Origin of the sequence: Beggiatoa alba B18LD, assembly GCF_000245015.1 — a bacterium.
Classification (GTDB): domain Bacteria; phylum Pseudomonadota; class Gammaproteobacteria; order Beggiatoales; family Beggiatoaceae; genus Beggiatoa; species Beggiatoa alba.
Genome location: NZ_JH600070.1, coordinates 3,764,491 through 3,783,942, shown reverse-complemented (window position 1 = coordinate 3,783,942; position 19,452 = coordinate 3,764,491). Strand labels below are relative to the sequence as shown.

The following is a 19,452-nucleotide window of genomic DNA, read 5'->3' as shown; positions in this document are numbered from 1 at the left end:
AGTCCTTGCTGGTTTAATCGGTCATCGAAATGACCTCGTGATTAAACTACTTTCGCTTTATCTCGTAATATAAATTTTTGAATTTTACCTGTTGAAGTTTTAGGTAATTGTCCAAAAACGACATGTCTGGGAATTTTGTAGTGTGCCATTTGTGAACGACAAAATTCAATGATTTCTTGGGCTGTGACTGTGCCAGCATCTTCACGTAAGGTGATAAATGCGCAGGGTGTCTCGCCCCATTTTTCATCAGGTTTTGCAACAACAGCGGCTTCTAAAATGGCTGGGTGACGATAGAGTACATCTTCTACCTCAATGGTAGAGATGTTTTCACCACCTGAAATAATGATGTCTTTGGAGCGGTCTTTAATTTCAATGTAGCCATCGGGGTGCATAACGCCTAAGTCGCCACTATGAAACCATCCACCAGAAAAGGCTTCATCCGTTGCTTTAGGGTTCTTTAGATAGCCCATCATCACGTTATTGCCCCGCATGAAGATTTCACCGAGGGTTTTACCATCAGAGGGAACAGGCTCTAATGTTGTTGGGTCAGCAACCATTAATCCTTCTAAAACGTGAGAACGAACCCCTTGGCGTGCATTTAAGCGGGCACGGTCTTCAATGGGTAAGCTATCCCATTCGTTATGCCATTCACACACAACAGAAGGACCATAGGTTTCTGTGAGACCATAAACATGTGTGATTTTAAAGCCATTTTTTTCCATCCCTTCTAACACAGCGGCGGGAGGCGCGGCGGCAGCAATCATACCCTTCACTAAATGATGTTTTTTCTCACGTACGGCACGCGGGGCATTGAGTAACATATTGTGAACAATCGGCGCACCACAATAGTGGGTTACTTGTTCATTAGCCACTAAATCATAAATTAAGTCTGCTTCAATGCGACGCAAGCAGACATTAGTCCCTGCAACTGCTGCCATTGTCCAAGGAAAGCACCAGCCATTGCAATGGAACATGGGTAATGTCCATAAGTAAACAGCGTGTTTGGGTAATTCCCACGAAATGATGTTGCTAACGGAGTTTAGATAAGCCCCACGATGGTGATAAACCACACCTTTAGGATTGCCTGTTGTTCCTGAGGTATAGTTTAAGGTAATGGCTTGCCATTCATCTTTAGGTAATTGCCATTGAAAATTGGGGTCGCCTTCTGTTAGCAGGGATTCATAATCCTTTTCACCTAACAAACTCCCTGATTTTGCCATTTCATCATCAATATCAATGATGATAGGTGGTTTTTCTAAAAAGTGGAGTGCACGACTGATAATAGGGGAGAACTCTTTATCAGTGATTAATATTTTTGCTTCACCATGTTGCAACATGAAGGCAATCATTTCAGGGTCTAAACGGGTATTCAGTGTATTTAAAACTGCCCCAATCATGGGGACACCGAAACTTGCCTCAAAAATTGCGGGCACGTTAGGTGCCATTACCGCAACAGTGTCGCCTTCTTTTATTCCACGTTTATGTAGTGCAGACGCAAGACGACGACAACGGGCATACGTTTCTGCCCACGTGTAGCGAGTATTACCATGTACCACGGCTATATGGTTAGGGTGTACATATGCTGCACGCTCTAAGAAAGTGAGCGGAGACAAAGGAACATAGTTAGCATTATTTTTATCTAACCCTAATTCATAAGGATTCGCGGACATTTTCACCTCCTAAGTGATGTGGAAAGGTAAGCATTATAAGTTTTTCTTATGAAAAGAAAAAATACTTTTTAATGGATACATGAAAAATTTTTGTTATGACTCAAACTATCTTAAACACTAGCATAATAACTATTTGTTACACAACAAACTTCAAATTTATTGGCATAGTGAATTTATTGTAAAGTAAAAGATAGATTAGTTGTTTAAGCTGACTATCTCATTATTATTGTTATTAATTTAAAGCCACGTTTGATTAAAGGGAACGAGTTATACTCCTCGCTAAATAAACATACTTTGGTAAAATGAATACATTTACCTAAACCACCAGTGAAAAGTAGCATGTTAATTCGTTATATTTTCAAACGGTTATTATTGATGATTCCAACATTATTTGGGGTCATGCTTGTTGCTTTTGTGATTACACAATTTGTTCCTGGTGGTCCTGTTGAAAAAATGATTAATGAATTAAAAGGACAAAATCGGCAGGGAGAAGCAAGCACAGGTGTAGAAGGGTTATATCGCGGTGCGACAGGATTGGATGAGCAGCAACTGGCTGGATTAAATAAATTATATGGATTTGATAAGCCCGCACCAGAACGTTTTTTCTTAATGATTCAACAATATATTTTTTTCGATTTAGGAGACAGTTATTTTCATCATCAATCTGTGATGAGCCTTATTTTTAGTAAATTACCTGTTTCTATGAGTATTGGCTTGTGGACGTTTTTACTAACCTATCTCATCTCTATACCGTTAGGTATTCGTAAAGCCTTATATGATGGCTCTCCCTTTGACGTTGCGAGCAGCACTATTTTATTAATTGGTTATGCAACACCCAGTTTTGTCTTAGGTGTTTTTTTATTAGTGTTATTAGGCGGTGGCAGTTTTTTTGATGTTTTTCCCTTACATGGTCTTGTTTCTGATCAGTGGGAGACTTTATCACCTGTTGCCAAAGTACTAGATTATTTTTGGCATTTAGTATTACCTATTACAGCATTATTAGTCACCAACTTAGCATTAACAACATTATTAACAAAAAACAGTTTTTTAGCAGAAATACAGCAACAGTATGTCATTACTGCATTAGCTAAAGGATTAAAACCTAAAACTATTTTATATAAGCATGTCCTTAGAAATGCGATTATTCCCATCGTGACAAGTTTCCCTGTCGCCTTTGTAACGGCTTTTTTTTCTGGTAGTTTATTGATTGAAACAATTTTTTCTTTGGATGGTTTAGGCTTATTAGCCTATGATTCTATTAAACAACGTGATTACCCTGTTGTATTAGGCACTTTATATATTTTTACCTTATTAAGTTTGTTAGCAAAATTATTGACAGATATTAGTTATGTACTTATAGACCCTCGCATTCAATATGAGTCTATTAACCGATGAGTGTCGCTCCGCCGCTTTCTCCATTTCAATATTTTTGGCAACGCTTTAAAACACACAAACGTGGTTATTATAGTTTGTGGATATTTAGTTTATTGTTTTCAATCAGCTTGTTTGCTGAGTTTTTTAGTAACGAAAAACCGTTAATCGTCTTTTATAATGGCGCGTATTATTTCCCGATTCTACAAACCTATCCAGAAACGACATTTGGTGGATTCTTTGCGACAGAGGCTGATTACACAGATACATTTATTCGTGAGCAACTCACACATGCAGGAAATTGGCTAATCACACCATTAAATCCTTATTCATTTAAAACATTAGATTACACTAATGCAATGCCTAATCCTGCGCCACCGTCTGATTTACATCTTTTAGGCACAGATGATCGAGGACGCGATGTTTTGGCACAACTCATTTATGGCTTTCGTTTATCCGTTCTATTTGGACTCACTTTAACTTTTATTGCGGTTGTGGTGGGGGTGATTGCAGGGGCGATTCAGGGATATTTTGGGGGAAATGTTGATTTATACTCACAACGTCTGATTGAAGTCTGGGCAAGTATTCCAGAACTTTATGTATTAATTATTTTTTCCTCCCTGTTTTACCCTAGCGTTTTATTACTTATCCTCTTGTTATCCTTATTTAGCTGGATGAGTTTAGCTGACTATGTGCGTGCAGAATTTCTAAAAGGGCGTAACTTCACTTATATTCACGCAGCCCAAGCATTGGGTGTTAGTCATTTCAAAATAATCTGGCGGCATTTATTACCCAATGCATTAACACCTGTTTTCACTTATATTCCCTTTTTTATCAGCAAAGCAATTTTAGCGTTAACCAGTTTAGATTTTTTAGGGCTAGGACTCCCCCCCGATCAGCCCAGTTTAGGCAGTTTATTAGCGCAAGGAAAAAGTAATATAGAGGCGTGGTGGCTATCGCTGTTTACCTTTATTATTTTAGTGGGTATGTTGATTTTACTAACATTCATTGGTGATGGGTTACGTGAAGCCTTTAACCCACGTAAGACGGCTAAATCTATTCAATTATCATAGTTATTTGATTATTAAAATCTGTATTTGTATAAACCTTGAGCAATTTCACTATGCCACTACCGCATTATCTCCGTTTTGATACGTTGAGTTTACACGCAGGACAAGTGCCAGACCCAAGTACAGGCGCACGAGCAACCCCTATTTATCAAACAGCTTCCTATGTTTTTAAAGATACAGACCATGCAGCAGGTTTATTCAATATTGAACGGGCAGGACATGTTTACTCGCGTATATCTAACCCCACAAATGCGGTTTTAGAAGAACGCATGGCTGCCTTAGAGGGCGGGGTGGGCGGTTTAGCAACAGCCAGCGGACAAGCTGCATTGCATCTGGCGATTTGTACCTTGATGGGAGCTGGCAGTCATATTGTTGCTTCACAATCTCTTTATGGTGGTTCTCATAATTTATTGAGCTATACCCTACCTAGATTTGGCATTCAAACAACGTTTGTTAATCCGCGTGATCCTGATGCTTTTCGTCAAGCAATTCAGCCTAATACACGTTTAATCTTTGGCGAGGTTTTAGGAAATCCTGATTTAGCGGTGTTAGACTTACCCGTTATTGCGGATATTGCACATCAAGCGGGTCTTCCACTACTCATTGATGCAACCTTTACAACCCCTTATTTATGCAAGCCATTAGAATGGGGGGCTGATTTAATTACACATTCTGCTACAAAATTCTTAAGTGGGCATGGGGTTGTGATTGGTGGAGTTTTAGTAGATGGTGGTATTTTTAACTGGGATGCTACTGATAAGTTCCCAACACTCTCTGAACCTTATGCAGGATTTCACGATTTAATTTTTACAGAAGAATTTACGACGAGCGCGTTTATTCAGCGTGCACGAAAAGAAGGCTTGCATGATTTTGGCGCGTGTTTGAGTCCAACCAGTGCTTTTTATATTTTACAAGGCATAGAAACGCTGTCTTTACGGATGGAGCGTCATATTAGTAATACACGAAAGTTAATTGAATTTTTATGTCAATCCTCAGCAGTAACCACTGTCAATTATCCTGAGTTGTCACATCATCCTGATTACAAACTTGCCAAAAAACTGCTGCCTAAAGGTTGTGGTGCAGTCTTTAGTTTTGAATTAAAAGGGGGAAGAGTTGCAGGACAACGCTTTATTGAATCATTACAAATATTTTCCCATCTTGCGAATGTTGGTGATGCAAAATCATTGGTTATTCATCCAGCAAGTACAACTCATCATCGAATGGACGCGCAGGCATTACAACGGTCGGGTATTTCTGAAGGCTTAATCCGTCTCTCTGTTGGATTAGAAGATATTGATGATTTACTAGAAGATTTACAACGCGCTTTATACGTTTCACAAAAAACTTAGGAAATAGGTGATGGAATGTATTATTAATGGTCAGCCTACATTTATTGCAATACAATCAAGCATTAATCCCCATGCCCACACCATTATTTTTATCCATGGTGCCGCGATGGATCATAGTATTTGGACATTACCCCGTCGTTATTTCACTCGTCATGGCTATAATGCGTTAGCAATAGATTTACCTGCACATGGACGGTCTGAAGGACAAGCGTTAACCTGTATTGAAGCACAAGCAGATTGGTTAATAACTTGTTTAGATGAATTAGGACTGAAAAAAGCAACCTTTATTGGGCATAGTATGGGCTCTCTGATTGCGCTAGACCTTGCAGGACGATATCCCAATCGTGTTGACGCGCTAGCATTATTAGGGACTGCTATCCCTATGCCTGTTAGTGATACGCTATTACAGGCGGCTGAGAAAAATCAACATGATGCCTATGACTTAATTAATCTCTTTGGACATTGTCGTCGCTCACAATTAGGGGGTAATGCGATATCGGGAATGTGGTCTATTGGTAGCACTGTGCGTCTATTAGAAAGAGCACGTCCTCATGTATTACATACAGATTTCCTTGCTTGTCACCACTATCATACGGGGCTGGAACAAGCGCAACGTGTTACTTGTCCAACACTGCTAATTGTTGGTAAACAAGATAGTATGACCTCTCCTAAAGCAGCTCAAACACTCGCTAAGTACATTCCACAAGCACAAATTGTGTTAGTAGATAATTGTGGGCATTTTATGTTGAGTGAACAACCTGAAGCCGTATTACTTGCATTACAGACCATGATGTCAAAGATAGTCTGTACATAAAAAACTTTATTCATGTGAAAGACAAAAGATAAATAACAAACATGATTTAAACTATTTCCAATTGGATTAAATCTACTTATAATACTGAGCTGATTTTTGAGCAGGCAACTACGCCATCTTAATGCGAAATTCTGAGATTATTAGTAGGAATAGTATTAAAGAAGCGTAGAAAAAAATATAACTGATAATTTTGGATAAAAAAGACTTGGTCAAACGATAATCTCTGGATTTTATGCTAAAAAATCAAACAACCAGAAAACTATAAAAACATAGTTGACCCTGTTTAGATGTCCCTTTATCATACTGCCTTGCCTTACACATGCCTAAAAACTAAATCAATAAAAAAATCGGGGCAATCAATGATTTTATGTCAACATAAAATCTCTCCATATTGCTAACAGAATTAGATTTGAATGAATCAACAAGTGTCCCCTGAACACCCACCGTTAAGCGATACGGGTGTGCGGAAAATTTTGCGTATTCAATCCCTGCTCATTGCAGGCATGACACTTGTTTTTTATTTTGGCTTCGGACAAGCAGAAGCGCAAGCTGCCCTTTATGGTGGCTTTATCGTATTGTTCAATGTATGGATAACTCAGCGTCGGCTACAAACAGCACTAGAACTTGCTAAAGTAGCCCCTGGAAAAGAAATTGCCGCATTTTATGTTGGTGCAATTCAACGCTTTGTTGCAACAGTTATTTTTTTTGGTTTGGGAATGGGATGGTTACATCTTCCACCTATTCCTATGCTCATTACGTTTGCTGTTGCACAATCAGGTTATGCCCTTGGACATCTTGTTCGCTCAAAACCGATTTCTTAATAATTTAATTTTTAGGGAGTATTCAGTGTGAGTACAGAAAGTCATGGTGGACCTAGCAGTCCCGTTGAATATATTACCCACCACTTAACTAACTTGAGTGTTGGTGATGGATTTTGGACAGTTAATATCGATAGCTTATTCTGGGCTATTGCAATGGCTCTCCTGTTAGGATTGGTTGGTAAAAAAGTTGGAGATAGCTTAAGTTTAGATAAACCTTCTAAATTACAATCCTTTTTAGAAGTTGTTGTCGAGTTTGTTAATACACAAGTCAAAGAATCCTTTAGTAGTTATAATCCTCTTATTGGTCCTTTAGCATTCACAATATTCTGCTGGATATTCATGATGAATACATTGGACTTAATCCCCGTCGATTTAGTGCCCTTGATTGCATCCTTTGTAGGCATCCCCTACATGAAAATCGTACCTACAACAGATTTATCCATCACGTTTGCGATGTCCTTCAGTATCTTTGCCTTAATTATGTATTTTAATTTCAAGGTAAAAGGGCCAATCGGTTTCGCTAAAATGTTTCTGTTCCATCCCTTCAGTGCTCATAATCCCGTTGTTAAAGTTATCCTCATGCCGTTTAACATCTTAATGACCTGCATTGAAGAATTGGCTAAACCAGTCAGTATGGGCTTACGTCTCTTTGGTAACATGTTTGCGGGCGAATTAATTTTCGTATTAATCGCACTGTTACCTTTCTGGATTCAATGGGTACCTGGTGGTTTATGGGCAATATTCCACATCGTTGTTATCACACTACAAGCCTTTATTTTCATGTTGCTGACTATCGTTTACTTAAGTATTGCTCATCAAACATTGGATGATCATTAAGCAATAGAGATGTACCGTTGTCTTATCCATTTGTAAGACATTCAGTTATGACTTACAAATGGTAACCCCTTAAGTTTTTAACTATTTTTTCTTTAACATTCACTATTTTAAGGAGATATTTCACATGAATGCTGACATCATCGCTCAAATTGGTTCTGTTTATGCCAACACAGTGTTAGTCGTCGGTTTTATTCTGGCTGCAGGTGTGTTCGCTTCTGCATTCGGTTGGGCAATTATTTGTTCTAAATACTTAGAAGGTATCGCTCGCCAACCCGAAATGAGAGCACAATTAATCGGTCAAATGTTATTCAGTGGTGGTTTGATGGAAGCATTCCCCATGATCGGTTTAGGTATCGCCATGTTCTTCACCTTCGCAAATCCGTTTGCTGCTTCCTTAAAAGCTGCAATTGGTGGTTAATTCCCTAATCCCCTTACCACTTAAAAAGTTGGGAGCTTAACCTTATGAGTATTACAGCGACCCTCTTTGGACAGATAATCACGTTTGGCGTACTCGTCTGGTTCGTGATGCGTTATTTATGGAATCCCATGCTTCAAATGCTTGAGCAAAGAAATACGCAAATAGCAGATGGTCTGGCTTCCGCAGAACGCGGTAAACACGAATTAGAGTTAGCTGCACAACGTGCTGCAGAACGTCTTCGCGAAGCGAAGCAACAAGCAGCAGATATTGTGGCTAATGCGAATAAACAAGCTGATTTACTTGTTGAAGAGGCTAAGGAAAAGGCACGTTTAGAAGGTCTGCGTCAACTTGAAGCCGCACAGGCTGAAATTGAGCAAGAAAGAAGTCGTGCTCGTGAACAATTGCGTGAAGAAGTTGTGAGTTTGTCCATTGCATGTGCTGAAAAAGTCTTAGCCCGTGAAATCAATGCAGCAAATCACAGCGAATTCATTGCTCAAATGATTAAACAGCTATAGGCAGTGAGTTATGGCAGAATTTGCAACTCTAGCACGTCCTTACGCGGAAGCAGTGCTTGGTCTTGCCAAAGCGTCAGGTGATTTTACCCAATGGTCTGACGATTTGCGCTTGTTGACTATGATAGTTAAGGATTCTGCAATTGCAGTGGTCATTGCCAACCCACGCATCGAAAAGTCCGTTTTAACAAACTTGTTGTTGGATATTTGTGCAGACAAGATTGGAAGTGAAGCTCAAAACTTAGTTAAAGTTTTGATCGACAACAACCGCTTGTCTATTGTGCCTTATATTGCACAAGAGTATGAAATGCTCAAAGCCCAACAACAAGGTTATGAAACGGTGGAGTTAACCTCCGCTTTCCCCGTTACCGAACCCCAAGAACAAGAACTGTCTGCAACCTTACAAAAACGGTTAGGCAAAACAGTGAATATCAGCGTAAAAACTGATGAATCCTTAATGGGGGGATGGTTAGTGCGTGTGGGTGATCAAGTTATCGATGCCTCTATTAAGGGTCGTCTGCAACAATTAGCCACTGAATTGCGTCGTTAAAGCGAGAAAGAACACATGCAGAAGATGCAGCTTAATCCCTCTGAAATCAGTGATCTGATTAAACAAAAAATTCAAAGCTACAACCTCGCAACCGAAGGTCGTAGTGAAGGTACTATCGTCAGCATTACCGACGGGATCGTGCGTATTCACGGTCTTGCAAATGCTGTGTATGGTGAAATGTTAGAGTTTCCCGGTGGTTCTTACGGGATGGCATTGAACCTTGAGCGTGATTCCGTTGGTGCAGTGGTGTTAGGGGCTTATGAACATTTGTCCGAAGGTGACACCGTAAAATGTACTGGTCGCGTGTTAGAAGTTCCTGTTGGTCCTGAGTTATTAGGTCGGGTTGTCAACTCTTTAGGTCAACCTTTAGATGGTAAAGGGCCTATTAATGCCACATTAAGCTCTCCGATTGAGCGTATTGCCCCTGGTGTTATTAGCCGTCAATCTGTTAGCCAACCTGTACAAACAGGGTTAAAAGCAATTGACGCGATGGTGCCTGTTGGACGTGGACAACGTGAGTTAATCATTGGTGACCGTCAAACTGGTAAAACAGCTGTTGCGGTTGATGCCATCATCAACCAAAAAGGCACTGGCATTAAGTGCGTTTATGTCGCAATTGGACAAAAAGCCTCTTCTATTGCCAACGTTGTCCGTAAGTTAGAAGAGCATGGCGCATTAGAACACACCATCGTTGTTGCTGCTTCTGCCTCTGATCCCGCTGCATTACAGTTCATTGCCCCTTATGCTGGTTGTGCAATGGGTGAATACTTCCGCGATCGTGGTGAAGATGCACTAATTGTTTATGACGACTTAACCAAACAAGCTTGGGCATATCGTCAAGTTTCTCTGTTATTACGTCGTCCTCCAGGACGTGAAGCCTATCCTGGTGATGTATTCTACTTGCACTCTCGTTTGCTTGAACGTGCAGCACGCTTAAACGCAGATTATGTTGAAAAAATCACCAATGGTGAAGTGAAAGGCAAAACAGGTTCTTTAACGGCTTTACCTATCATTGAAACCCAAGCTGGTGACGTATCTGCCTTCGTTCCTACCAACGTTATTTCTATTACTGACGGACAAATTTACTTAGAGACAGATTTATTTAACTCTGGTATTCGTCCTGCAATTAACGCTGGTTTGTCTGTGTCCCGCGTCGGTGGTGCTGCACAAACCAAGATTATTAAGAAATTAGGTGGTGGGGTTCGTTTAAGCCTCGCACAATTCCGTGAGTTAGCCGCCTTCGCACAATTCGCTTCCGACTTAGATGACAGTACTCGTAAGCAAATTGAACGTGGTCAACGTGTCACAGAATTAATGAAGCAAAAACAATACTCTCCCTTGAGTGTTGCGGAAATGGCGATTTCTTTGTATGCCGCGAATGAAGGCTACTTAGATGATGTGCCCGTGAAGAAAGTGGTCGATTTTGAAAAATCCTTGCATATCTATATGAAAAATAATCATGCTAAATTATTAGCTGATATTAATGCAACGGGTGATTACACCGACAGCACTGCCACGAGTTTCAAAGCCGCTTTACAAGACTTCAAGGCTAATCATACGTGGTAATACAGTAATAGGGGCGATAGTTTCATCTCGCCCTTATTTTGCTGTACATCATCTACCTTTTACCAAGAGTCTTCGTTATGGCAGGTAGCAAAGAGATACGCAATAAGATTAAGAGTATTAAAAATACGCAAAAAATTACCCGCGCAATGGAAATGGTTGCTGCCAGTAAGATGCGTAAAGCACAGGATAGAATGCGTAAATCTCGTCCTTACACAGAAAAAATTCGTTCTGTGATTGGGCACTTAGCGCAAGCACATCCTGACTATAAGCATCCTTTTATGGTTGAGCGTCCTGCGAAGCGTATTGGTGTGGTGGTTGTGTCCTCTGATAGAGGATTGTGCGGTGGTTTAAATACCAATTTATTTAAAGCAACTTTATCCGCCCTGAAAAAATGGCAAGCTGAAGGCGTAGAAATTGATGTATGTCCTATCGGCAATAAAGGGAGTGGCTTTTTTAAACGGATTGGTAGCAATATCGTTGCACAAGCAACCCATTTAGGGGATACCCCCTCTCTGGAAGATTTAATTGGCTTAGTAAAAGTCATGTTGGATGCCTATAACAGTGGCACAATAGATCGTCTCTATGTCATCTATAACCGTTTTGTAAATACCATGACTCAAGCCCCTCAAGTGCAACAATTGTTGCCAATCCATGCAGGAGAAGGGGATAAGTTAGAACGGTATAGTTGGGATTATCTATATGAGCCTAGCGCGCCCGAAGTTGTGGACGCACTGTTAATGCGTTATATCGAATCGCTCGTTTATCAAGGTGTGGTAGAAAACATCGCATGTGAACAAGCAGCACGGATGGTTGCGATGAAGAGCGCGTCCGATAACGCGGGTAACTTAATTAACGAACTCCAACTGGTTTACAACAAAGCCCGTCAAGCCGCCATTACCCAAGAAATTTCCGAAATTGTGGCAGGTGCCGCTGCGGTTTAGCCAGTTATGGTAAGTCATTATGGCTTACTGAAAGCTGCGTATAGAATACTCGCAATTTTAAAGATATATAGAGGAACTTAAACAAATGAGTTCAGGCAAAATAGTGCAAATCATTGGCGCGGTGATCGATGTCGAGTTTCCTAGCGACTCCGTTCCCAAAGTCTATGATGCCTTATTGGTGGAAGACGCTAATTTAACATTAGAAGTTCAACAACAATTAGGCGATGGCGTAGTTCGGACTATTGCCATGGGTACAACCGACGGGATGTGCCGTGAATTAACCGTCAAAAACACAGGTGCACCAATTAGCGTGCCTGTTGGTCAAAAAACCTTAGGTCGCATTATGGATGTCTTAGGGACTCCCATTGATGAAAAAGGGCCTATTGGGGAAGAACAACGTTGGGGTATTCATCGTAAAGCCCCGCGTTATGAAGACTTATCTGCTAGTACCGAACTATTAGAAACAGGGATTAAAGTGATTGACTTAGTTTGCCCCTTCGCAAAAGGGGGTAAAGTTGGTCTGTTCGGCGGTGCTGGGGTTGGTAAAACTGTGAACATGATGGAATTAATCCGTAACATCGCTATTGAGCATAGCGGTTATTCCGTGTTCGCAGGGGTTGGTGAGCGGACTCGTGAAGGGAACGACTTCTACCATGAAATGAGCGAAGGCGGCGTGTTAGATAAAGTCTCTCTCGTTTATGGTCAAATGAATGAACCCCCAGGAAACCGCTTACGGGTTGCCTTATCAGGCTTAACCATGGCGGAATTTTTCCGTGATGAAGGGCGTGACGTGTTGTTATTCATCGATAACATTTATCGTTACACCCTCGCAGGAACAGAAGTCTCTGCATTATTAGGTCGTATGCCTTCCGCAGTAGGTTATCAACCAACCCTCGCAGAAGAAATGGGCGCGTTACAAGAGCGGATTACCTCTACTAAAACAGGTTCTATTACCTCTATTCAAGCGGTATATGTGCCTGCTGACGACTTAACTGACCCATCACCTGCAACAACCTTCGCGCACTTAGACGCAACCGTCGTGTTATCACGTCAAATTGCTGAATTAGGGATTTATCCTGCGGTTGACCCCTTAGATTCTACCAGCCGTCAGTTAGATCCTTTAGTTGTTGGTCAAGAGCATTATGAAACAGCACGTGCAGTGCAAGGGACTTTACAACGTTATAAAGAGTTGAAAGACATCATTGCAATTTTAGGGATGGATGAGCTATCTGAAGAAGATAAATTAACCGTTGCCCGTGCACGTAAAATTCAACGTTTCTTATCTCAACCCTTCTTCGTGGCTGAAGTCTTTACGGGTAGCCCTGGTAAATACGTCTCCTTAAAAGATACCATCAGCGGTTTTAAAGCAATCGTCAGTGGCGAATATGATCACTTACCAGAACAAGCATTCTACATGGTAGGTTCTATTGACGAAGCTGTTGAAAAAGCTAAAAAACTATAAGTAGTGTACGGTTATTGATAGTTTGCTGTCAGTAACCGTCCTCTCATAGCTAGGGAGCTTAAAATGACAATGACTATTCATATCAATGTAGTAAGTGCTGAGTCCGATTTATATTCAGGGCTGGCTACAATGGTAATTGCCCCCGCCATTATGGGCGATGTGGGTATTACCCCTCGTCATGCTCCTTTATTGAGTCCGTTACGGGCCGGTGAAGTGCGGATCAAAAAAGAAGATGGCACAGAAGAAGGCTTCTATGTGTCAGGTGGTATGCTGGAAGTTCAGCCTCATTTAGTCACGGTATTAGCAGATACTGCTTTACGGGCAAAAGATTTGGATGAGGCAGCCGCTTTAGAAGCAAAACAACGGGCTGAAAAGCTGTTGGCTGACAAGAAATCTGATGTTGATTACTCTCGTGCACAAGCAGAGTTAAGCGAAGCGATGGCACAGTTGCAAGCGATTCGTCGTTTACGTAGCAAACGGTAGTCTTGTTATCATGAAAACCCCTTTCTTCTTGATGAGGAAAGGGGTTTTTTATGTCCTTAAACGATGCTGTTATGCATTTGACAGTGCAATTGCGTGTTTTTTCATCTTCCGATACAGTGTATTGCGACTCATTTTTAAGCTCACCGCCGTATTGGTAATATTCCAACGGTGATGTTCTAATGCCTGCAAAATCACATTTTTTTCTGCTGCATCTAAATCAGGCATATCGGTAATTGTTGGTTGTGCGTGCATGACTGGTGGCACAGTAATATGTGGAATAGTCGCCGTTGTCGTGGCTATGTTAGCGTTATCCAATTGCACTAATGTTCTATCAGGTAATGTCACAGCCGTTCGGTAGGTAATATCTGTTGGTAATTCATGACGAGTGACTAAATTACCTGTTCGTAATGCTAATGCAGTTCGAATGACATTGCGCAACTGACGAATATTTCCCGGCCACTGATAGGCTACAAGTAGATTAAATGCTTCTGCTTCAATTTCAATCGATTCATTATCAAAATTTTCAGCCGCTAATGCACAACGAATGAGGGTATCAATATCATTTCGCTCACGTAATGGCGGAAGGGTTAAGGTAATCCCATTTAAACGATAATATAAATCTTCACGAAATTTCCCTTCAGCAATCAATTTGGGAAGTTGATGATGTGTTGCACTGATAACCGTCAGTTCAACAGCAACGGGCATTTCACTGCCTAATGGCACAACCGCCTTTTCCTCCAAGACACGTAATAAACGAGTTTGCAATGTTAATGGCATATCGCCAATTTCGTCTAAAAACAGAGTCCCACCGTGAGATTGTAAAATTTTCCCCCGCATCCCTTCACGCCGCGCTCCTGTAAACGCGCCATGTTTGTAACCAAACAGTTCACTTTCAATTAAAGCTTCAGGAATGGCTGCACAATTAAGTGCGACAAATGGCTTATGCTTGCGTTGGCTAGCCTCATGGATTGCCTTTGCAAGTGCTTCTTTTCCCGTTCCCGTTTCTCCCTGCAATAAAATGGGAATACTTTTATTCATGACTTTTTGTGCATGACGTACATTAAATGTCATTATGGGGTCTTTACCTGCCAACGCCTCTAAACTCATACAGAATGGCATCTGTGTTGAGGATATTCGCTGGATATTGGCATTGGGTATGCTACTGCTACGACGTTGAGGAAATTGGAGTTGCGTATGGAACGGATGCCCATGTTGCACGTCATAGACAATCTGTAACCCATTTGGTTGACGGTTTGTATAAGATGTCAAAAGGGTTAAATTGGTCGTTAATAAGTCACTGATATTTTTGCCAACGATTTCCCCACGGGTCTTATTAAAATGATGTAGCGCGTTTTGATTAGCTGCAATGATAAGTCCTGTTTCGTCAACAGCCAGCAGTCCTTCGGTAAAGTGACCAATATAGTAAGGCTTTGGATGAAATCGTAAAACCCAATGGGATTGGCATTGACGCATAAATCCAAAGTTTTCGATTTGACGGGCAGAAATATTAACTAAAGCGGCTGTATGACGATGACTTTCACGGGAGTCTTGTGCGCTGGTTGAGGATACATCCAAGACAGCCAGTAATTCGCCTTGAGCATCAAAAACAGGCGCGGCAGAACAGGTAAGAATTGTGTGTGAGGTACGGAAATGCTCTTCACGACAAACAATAACAGGGGATTTTTCATAAAGACAAGTACCAATGCCATTAGTACCTTCTTTTTCTTCTGTCCAAATTGCACCTGGTAGTAAGCCTGAGCGGTTGAAATATTCTGTGAGTGTTGGATCACCGACATAACTGACAATAATACCGTCGCTATTGGTTAGAATAACAGAATATCCTGAACCAAGAATGCGTTGATATAACTGAGCCATTTCTTCTTTGGCGAAGTCGCCTAACAATTCATCAATACGTTCACGATGATCGGTTAGTTCCGCATGTTCAATAATCAGCGGTTTACGTGGTGCTTCGGGATCGATGCGGTAGCTTTGCAAGCATCTTTCCCAAGAACGCGCAATTTGCGCTTCTAATTTTTCGGCAAGCCCTTTTTTATCTACATGAGAATAGATTTTTTGGGCGTGATGATGTGTTGTTGCGTCAAATATCATATCCTGACATCCCCTGATATTTGGTCTATGAAAAAACCGATCATTATAATTGTTTTTTTCGTGTTACAAAAACATAACACTTAAATTATAGTGTGGCATAGGGCTAATAAAAATGCTAGTGCTATTCCGAACTTTTAAAAAATAATAATTATATATTTCAGTAGTATAGTTTTTATATAAGTACGTTTAAGTCCCATAAAAATTCGTTTTTTTTCCCTAAAGACCGATGGAAATATTCATTTATACTTTAATTTTTAAGATTATTTTCTTTTTAAGAAGAAAAGCTATTTTTTACCCTTCTTCCAAGGGACAATAGATGAAATATTTTCAATAATCATCTTTGCTTATCTACGGTACGTTTAAGGAGCAATTGTTATGCAAAATTACCGTATTCTCATGCTAATTGGATTTTTATTTAGCCCATTATTACAAGCCGATATCATTCTTGATAATACCTTAGGCACGGATACAACGCGGTTAAACAGTTCCATATTTAATACTCCTGAACATGGTGATGTTAGTGCAATTCTGATTCAGCAAGAGATGGGGAAACAGTACGGGACAAACTTATTTTATAGCTTCAGTGAGTTTAATTTACAGTCAGGAGATATGGCTTACTTCCTAACAAAACCTGATAGCGTGACGAATATTATCAGCCGCGTAACGGGTGGAAAACCTTCTTTTATTAACGGGACAATTAGTTCTAATCTGGTTGGCGGGGACTTATTCTTTATTAATCCCCAAGGAATAATTTTTGGTGAAGGTTCTAGCGTAGAAGTGTTTAGCTCCTTTCATGCTTCTACAGCGGACACTTTATATCTAGGAACAGACGGGGAATTTAATGCCCGTTATCCAGAACAAAGCGTTTTAACCAGTGCACCACCTAGTGCTTACGGTTTTTTAACCGAAACACCCGCCGATATTCGTTTAAATGATACCTTTTTTATTGCTTACGATAATGATATTTCCTTGATAGGGGGAAATATTCAAATTGATGATAGTTTTTTATGGGCAGTTTCAAAACGGATTGCATTAATAAGTCTTGCAAGTGCGGCACAAGTAAACTTTGATAAATTAGAAGATTTAGCAAACTTATCCAGTCTTCAACGTGGCAATATCTCACTTGACCATAGTTATCTGCTTGTGTCTGGTGCGAAAATCTCCGCATCGATACAAGATTCTGAAATTAACATTAATACCCAAAAAGCAGGGGATTTATATATCTATGGTGGGCAATTTATCGTTAAAGACAGCGTTTTAATGAGCGGTGGTGTACTTGATTTATCTGTAGAAAATACAGATGTCAATATTATTAATAATGATGATAGTGGCAATATTTTAATGCAAATCAACTCATTAAAACTAGAAAATAGTTTAATCGCGACTTTAACAAATGGTACTGGTAAAGGTGGCGATGTTTATATTTTTGCCAGTGAACAAGTCGATATTGGCGGAAAAACAGAAAAAGATTTATTAGCCGATACTGGTGTAATGACCAGCCAAATTGCTGCAAATAGCTTAAGCACGGCAGAGAATGCAGGGCAAGCTGGTGTTATTTATATAGAAACCCCTGTACTCTTGTTGCATGATGGTGGAAAACTAGATAGTTCTTCTGAGGGAAGTGGCAATGCAGGGGGAATCTTTATCAAAGCCAATGATGTAGAAATTCGCGGCAGTGCGCAAACCGAAGAACAAGACATTACTAATCCTTACAGTGGCTTATTTGTCAACTCTGTCGATAGCTCTGAAACAGGGGGGGATGCAGGAATTGTGGCAATTCAAGCGGACAATTTACGCCTGCTAGATGGCGGACAAATTAGCAGTAGTACCTTTGGCGGTGGTAATGGAGGCACAATTCTATTAACAATTAAAGATACATTGATTTTAGGTAATGCCAATATTGGTAATCCTTTGAGTGATCCAAAAAATTTGATTAATGTTGTTAAAGAAGACAAAGCCAATGATAACGTTGGCATGGTTACGCCCATTGACGATAGTGTCACAACGCAAAAAGACGGTATGGATAAAGAAGGAGCAAATGAAGATTTATCCCGCATTCCAACCACAACCAGCGGTATTCTTGCCTCTTCCAGTAATCAAACTTTAAGCAATAGCGGGGAAGCAGGTGAAATTCTTATCAGTGCTAAAACAATTGATATGAATAGTGGTTTTATTACAACCACCACATTAGGAACAGGTAATGCGGGAAAGATTGGTATCACGGCTGACAACTTATACATGCACAATGGAGCGACCATTTCCAGCCCCACGGAAGGCACAGGCAATGGTGGCGCAATTTTTATCAACGTAGCCGATACCTTAGAAATGCTGGGCGGAGAATTACAACATGAATTTGCATTACCCACCGCGATTCAAGCAACTAGCTATAACATAGAAGGAACAAATGGTGGACAAGCAGGAGAAATTCACTTGTCTGCAAAAAATTTAATTGTCGACGGTGCACTCATCAGTGGTTCAACGACAACCTCAGGTTCAGGTAATTTTATCGAAATCCAAGCAGAACATATTAAAATCAGCGGAACGACAATTTTAGAAGATAAAATGAATCATGCAGGCATTTATGCAAGTTCTGAAAGTCATGATGAAACAGCAGGGAATGCAGGAGAAATTGTGATAACTACTCAAACGCTGGATTTAGAAGAGGGCGGGAGTATTAATGCTTCCACACAAAATGCTGCGGGAGGTAATATTAATTTGAATATTTCTCAACAAATTTATTTACGTAATGGGGGAAATATCACAACTAGTGTGCGTGGTGGCACAGGAAACAGCGGTAACATTACAATCAGCGCACCACAATTTGTGATTGTGGATAAAGGACAGATTGTTGCACAAGCGATGGATGGTAATGGCGGTAATATTACCCTTGAAACAGAACAATTGCTTGCCTCTACCACCCGAGAAACACAAATCGATGCCAGTTCACAAACAGGAATTTCAGGAAATATCGTGATTACCTCTCCCATTGTCGACATCAGTGGCAATGTCATCAGCTTACCCAGTGGTTTTTTTAACGCAACCACACAACTACAAAGTAAATGTGGCTTACAAAATGGGTTATTAGAAAGTCGTTTTGTGGTACGTAGTTTAAAAACCGTTGGAAAAACACCGCAGGACTTACGCAGCATTAACACATACACCCCCAACCATATCAGTCTTCAAACCGTACAAAAAACAGATAAACTCCCTGATTTAAATGGACAGTTATTTGTACAAGTCCAATGTAAAAAACGGCTAGCCTAAAAAATGTAGCAGGTTTTACTCGTTAACCCCAATACTGCGAGCTAATAACCTGAGTTCGGCGAGTTTCTGTTAAAGAAACAACGGCTTGTCTGAATCAGAATTCACAAAATTTTCAGAATTAGCAGAATTAAAAAGCATGATTCATCTTACTTTTTGGTTTAAGGGTTTTAAATTCCGCTAATTCTGTTAATTCTGAAAATCCTGATTCAGACAAT

16 protein-coding genes are annotated in these 19,452 nt (G+C 40.4%); 14 read left to right on the top strand and 2 right to left on the bottom strand.

Annotated elements, in window-relative coordinates; all coding sequences use genetic code 11:
• Positions 1 to 41 precede the first annotated feature (41 nt).
• Positions 42 to 1,670 carry an acyl-CoA synthetase gene (locus tag BEGALDRAFT_RS15545; RefSeq protein WP_002691622.1) on the bottom strand — a complete coding sequence of 543 codons (1,629 nt, stop codon included), beginning with the start codon at positions 1,668 to 1,670 and terminating at the stop codon, positions 42 to 44.
• Between the two features lie 339 nt (positions 1,671 to 2,009).
• Here BEGALDRAFT_RS15545 and BEGALDRAFT_RS15540 point away from each other — a divergent pair, with 339 nt between their 5' ends.
• The 13 genes from BEGALDRAFT_RS15540 to BEGALDRAFT_RS15480 all read left to right on the top strand — a co-directional run bounded on the left by BEGALDRAFT_RS15540 (position 2,010) and on the right by BEGALDRAFT_RS15480 (position 13,864).
• A complete protein-coding gene (locus BEGALDRAFT_RS15540; protein WP_002691619.1) occupies positions 2,010 to 3,065 on the top strand; it encodes an ABC transporter permease subunit in 1,056 nt (351 codons plus the stop codon).
• Entirely contained in the window at positions 3,062 to 4,114 is a 1,053-nt protein-coding gene (locus BEGALDRAFT_RS15535; RefSeq protein WP_002691617.1) for an ABC transporter permease, read from the top strand. The genes BEGALDRAFT_RS15540 and BEGALDRAFT_RS15535 overlap by 4 nt, the downstream gene beginning before the upstream one ends.
• A gap of 50 nt (positions 4,115 to 4,164) precedes the next feature.
• Positions 4,165 to 5,460, top strand: a complete 1,296-nt coding sequence (locus BEGALDRAFT_RS15530; RefSeq protein ID WP_002691615.1) for an O-acetylhomoserine aminocarboxypropyltransferase — start codon at positions 4,165 to 4,167, stop codon at positions 5,458 to 5,460.
• Positions 5,461 to 5,470: 10 nt separating this feature from the next.
• Positions 5,471 to 6,274, top strand: coding sequence for an alpha/beta fold hydrolase (locus BEGALDRAFT_RS15525; RefSeq protein ID WP_002691613.1), 804 nt, complete (start codon positions 5,471 to 5,473; stop codon positions 6,272 to 6,274).
• A 413-nt stretch (positions 6,275 to 6,687) separates the two neighbouring features.
• Positions 6,688 to 7,095 carry an ATP synthase subunit I gene (locus tag BEGALDRAFT_RS15520; protein ID WP_002691611.1) on the top strand — a complete coding sequence of 136 codons (408 nt, stop codon included), beginning with the start codon at positions 6,688 to 6,690 and terminating at the stop codon, positions 7,093 to 7,095.
• A gap of 27 nt (positions 7,096 to 7,122) precedes the next feature.
• Entirely contained in the window at positions 7,123 to 7,932 is an 810-nt protein-coding gene (gene atpB, locus BEGALDRAFT_RS15515) for a F0F1 ATP synthase subunit A (RefSeq protein WP_002691609.1), read from the top strand.
• 124 nt (positions 7,933 to 8,056) lie between these two features.
• Positions 8,057 to 8,350: a F0F1 ATP synthase subunit C gene (atpE, locus tag BEGALDRAFT_RS15510; protein ID WP_002691607.1), complete on the top strand. Its 294-nt coding sequence runs from the start codon at positions 8,057 to 8,059 to the stop codon at positions 8,348 to 8,350.
• 44 nt (positions 8,351 to 8,394) lie between these two features.
• A complete protein-coding gene (locus BEGALDRAFT_RS15505) occupies positions 8,395 to 8,865 on the top strand; it encodes a F0F1 ATP synthase subunit B (protein WP_002691605.1) in 471 nt (156 codons plus the stop codon).
• Positions 8,866 to 8,875: 10 nt separating this feature from the next.
• Complete coding sequence (locus tag BEGALDRAFT_RS15500) at positions 8,876 to 9,412, top strand: F0F1 ATP synthase subunit delta (RefSeq protein ID WP_002691603.1); 537 nt, start codon at positions 8,876 to 8,878, stop codon at positions 9,410 to 9,412.
• Positions 9,413 to 9,436: 24 nt separating this feature from the next.
• On the top strand, positions 9,437 to 10,978 hold the full coding sequence (gene atpA / locus BEGALDRAFT_RS15495; RefSeq protein WP_040295002.1) for a F0F1 ATP synthase subunit alpha: 1,542 nt from the start codon (positions 9,437 to 9,439) through the stop codon (positions 10,976 to 10,978).
• Positions 10,979 to 11,055: 77 nt separating this feature from the next.
• Positions 11,056 to 11,919: a F0F1 ATP synthase subunit gamma gene (gene atpG, locus BEGALDRAFT_RS15490; protein ID WP_002691599.1), complete on the top strand. Its 864-nt coding sequence runs from the start codon at positions 11,056 to 11,058 to the stop codon at positions 11,917 to 11,919.
• Positions 11,920 to 12,004: 85 nt separating this feature from the next.
• Positions 12,005 to 13,381 (top strand): F0F1 ATP synthase subunit beta, encoded by a 1,377-nt coding sequence (gene atpD / locus BEGALDRAFT_RS15485; protein ID WP_002691597.1) that lies wholly within the window; start codon positions 12,005 to 12,007, stop codon positions 13,379 to 13,381.
• A 63-nt stretch (positions 13,382 to 13,444) separates the two neighbouring features.
• A complete protein-coding gene (locus BEGALDRAFT_RS15480; RefSeq protein WP_002691595.1) occupies positions 13,445 to 13,864 on the top strand; it encodes a F0F1 ATP synthase subunit epsilon in 420 nt (139 codons plus the stop codon).
• A gap of 69 nt (positions 13,865 to 13,933) precedes the next feature.
• On the opposite strand, the gene BEGALDRAFT_RS15475 is transcribed toward BEGALDRAFT_RS15480, so the two are convergent.
• Positions 13,934 to 15,973, bottom strand: coding sequence for a sigma-54-dependent Fis family transcriptional regulator (locus BEGALDRAFT_RS15475; protein ID WP_002691594.1), 2,040 nt, complete (start codon positions 15,971 to 15,973; stop codon positions 13,934 to 13,936).
• A 375-nt stretch (positions 15,974 to 16,348) separates the two neighbouring features.
• On the opposite strand from BEGALDRAFT_RS15475, the gene BEGALDRAFT_RS15470 reads away from it, so the two are divergent.
• Positions 16,349 to 19,237, top strand: a complete 2,889-nt coding sequence (locus tag BEGALDRAFT_RS15470) for a two-partner secretion domain-containing protein (RefSeq protein ID WP_002691591.1) — start codon at positions 16,349 to 16,351, stop codon at positions 19,235 to 19,237.
• Positions 19,238 to 19,452 lie beyond the last annotated feature (215 nt).

Bases quoted from the DNA above. Each gene is read 5' to 3' on its own strand.
- BEGALDRAFT_RS15545 (WP_002691622.1), bottom strand. From the start codon at position 1,670: ATGTCCGCGAATCCTTATGAATTAGGGTTAGATAAAAATAATGCTAAC.
- BEGALDRAFT_RS15540 (WP_002691619.1), top strand. From the start codon at position 2,010: ATGTTAATTCGTTATATTTTCAAACGGTTATTATTGATGATTCCAACA.
- BEGALDRAFT_RS15535 (WP_002691617.1), top strand. From the start codon at position 3,062: ATGAGTGTCGCTCCGCCGCTTTCTCCATTTCAATATTTTTGGCAACGC.
- BEGALDRAFT_RS15530 (WP_002691615.1), top strand. From the start codon at position 4,165: ATGCCACTACCGCATTATCTCCGTTTTGATACGTTGAGTTTACACGCA.
- BEGALDRAFT_RS15525 (WP_002691613.1), top strand. From the start codon at position 5,471: ATGGAATGTATTATTAATGGTCAGCCTACATTTATTGCAATACAATCA.
- BEGALDRAFT_RS15520 (WP_002691611.1), top strand. From the start codon at position 6,688: ATGAATCAACAAGTGTCCCCTGAACACCCACCGTTAAGCGATACGGGT.
- atpE (WP_002691607.1), top strand. From the start codon at position 8,057: ATGAATGCTGACATCATCGCTCAAATTGGTTCTGTTTATGCCAACACA.
- BEGALDRAFT_RS15505 (WP_002691605.1), top strand. From the start codon at position 8,395: ATGAGTATTACAGCGACCCTCTTTGGACAGATAATCACGTTTGGCGTA.
- BEGALDRAFT_RS15500 (WP_002691603.1), top strand. From the start codon at position 8,876: ATGGCAGAATTTGCAACTCTAGCACGTCCTTACGCGGAAGCAGTGCTT.
- atpA (WP_040295002.1), top strand. From the start codon at position 9,437: ATGCAGCTTAATCCCTCTGAAATCAGTGATCTGATTAAACAAAAAATT.
- atpG (WP_002691599.1), top strand. From the start codon at position 11,056: ATGGCAGGTAGCAAAGAGATACGCAATAAGATTAAGAGTATTAAAAAT.
- atpD (WP_002691597.1), top strand. From the start codon at position 12,005: ATGAGTTCAGGCAAAATAGTGCAAATCATTGGCGCGGTGATCGATGTC.
- BEGALDRAFT_RS15480 (WP_002691595.1), top strand. From the start codon at position 13,445: ATGACAATGACTATTCATATCAATGTAGTAAGTGCTGAGTCCGATTTA.
- BEGALDRAFT_RS15475 (WP_002691594.1), bottom strand. From the start codon at position 15,973: ATGATATTTGACGCAACAACACATCATCACGCCCAAAAAATCTATTCT.
- BEGALDRAFT_RS15470 (WP_002691591.1), top strand. From the start codon at position 16,349: ATGCAAAATTACCGTATTCTCATGCTAATTGGATTTTTATTTAGCCCA.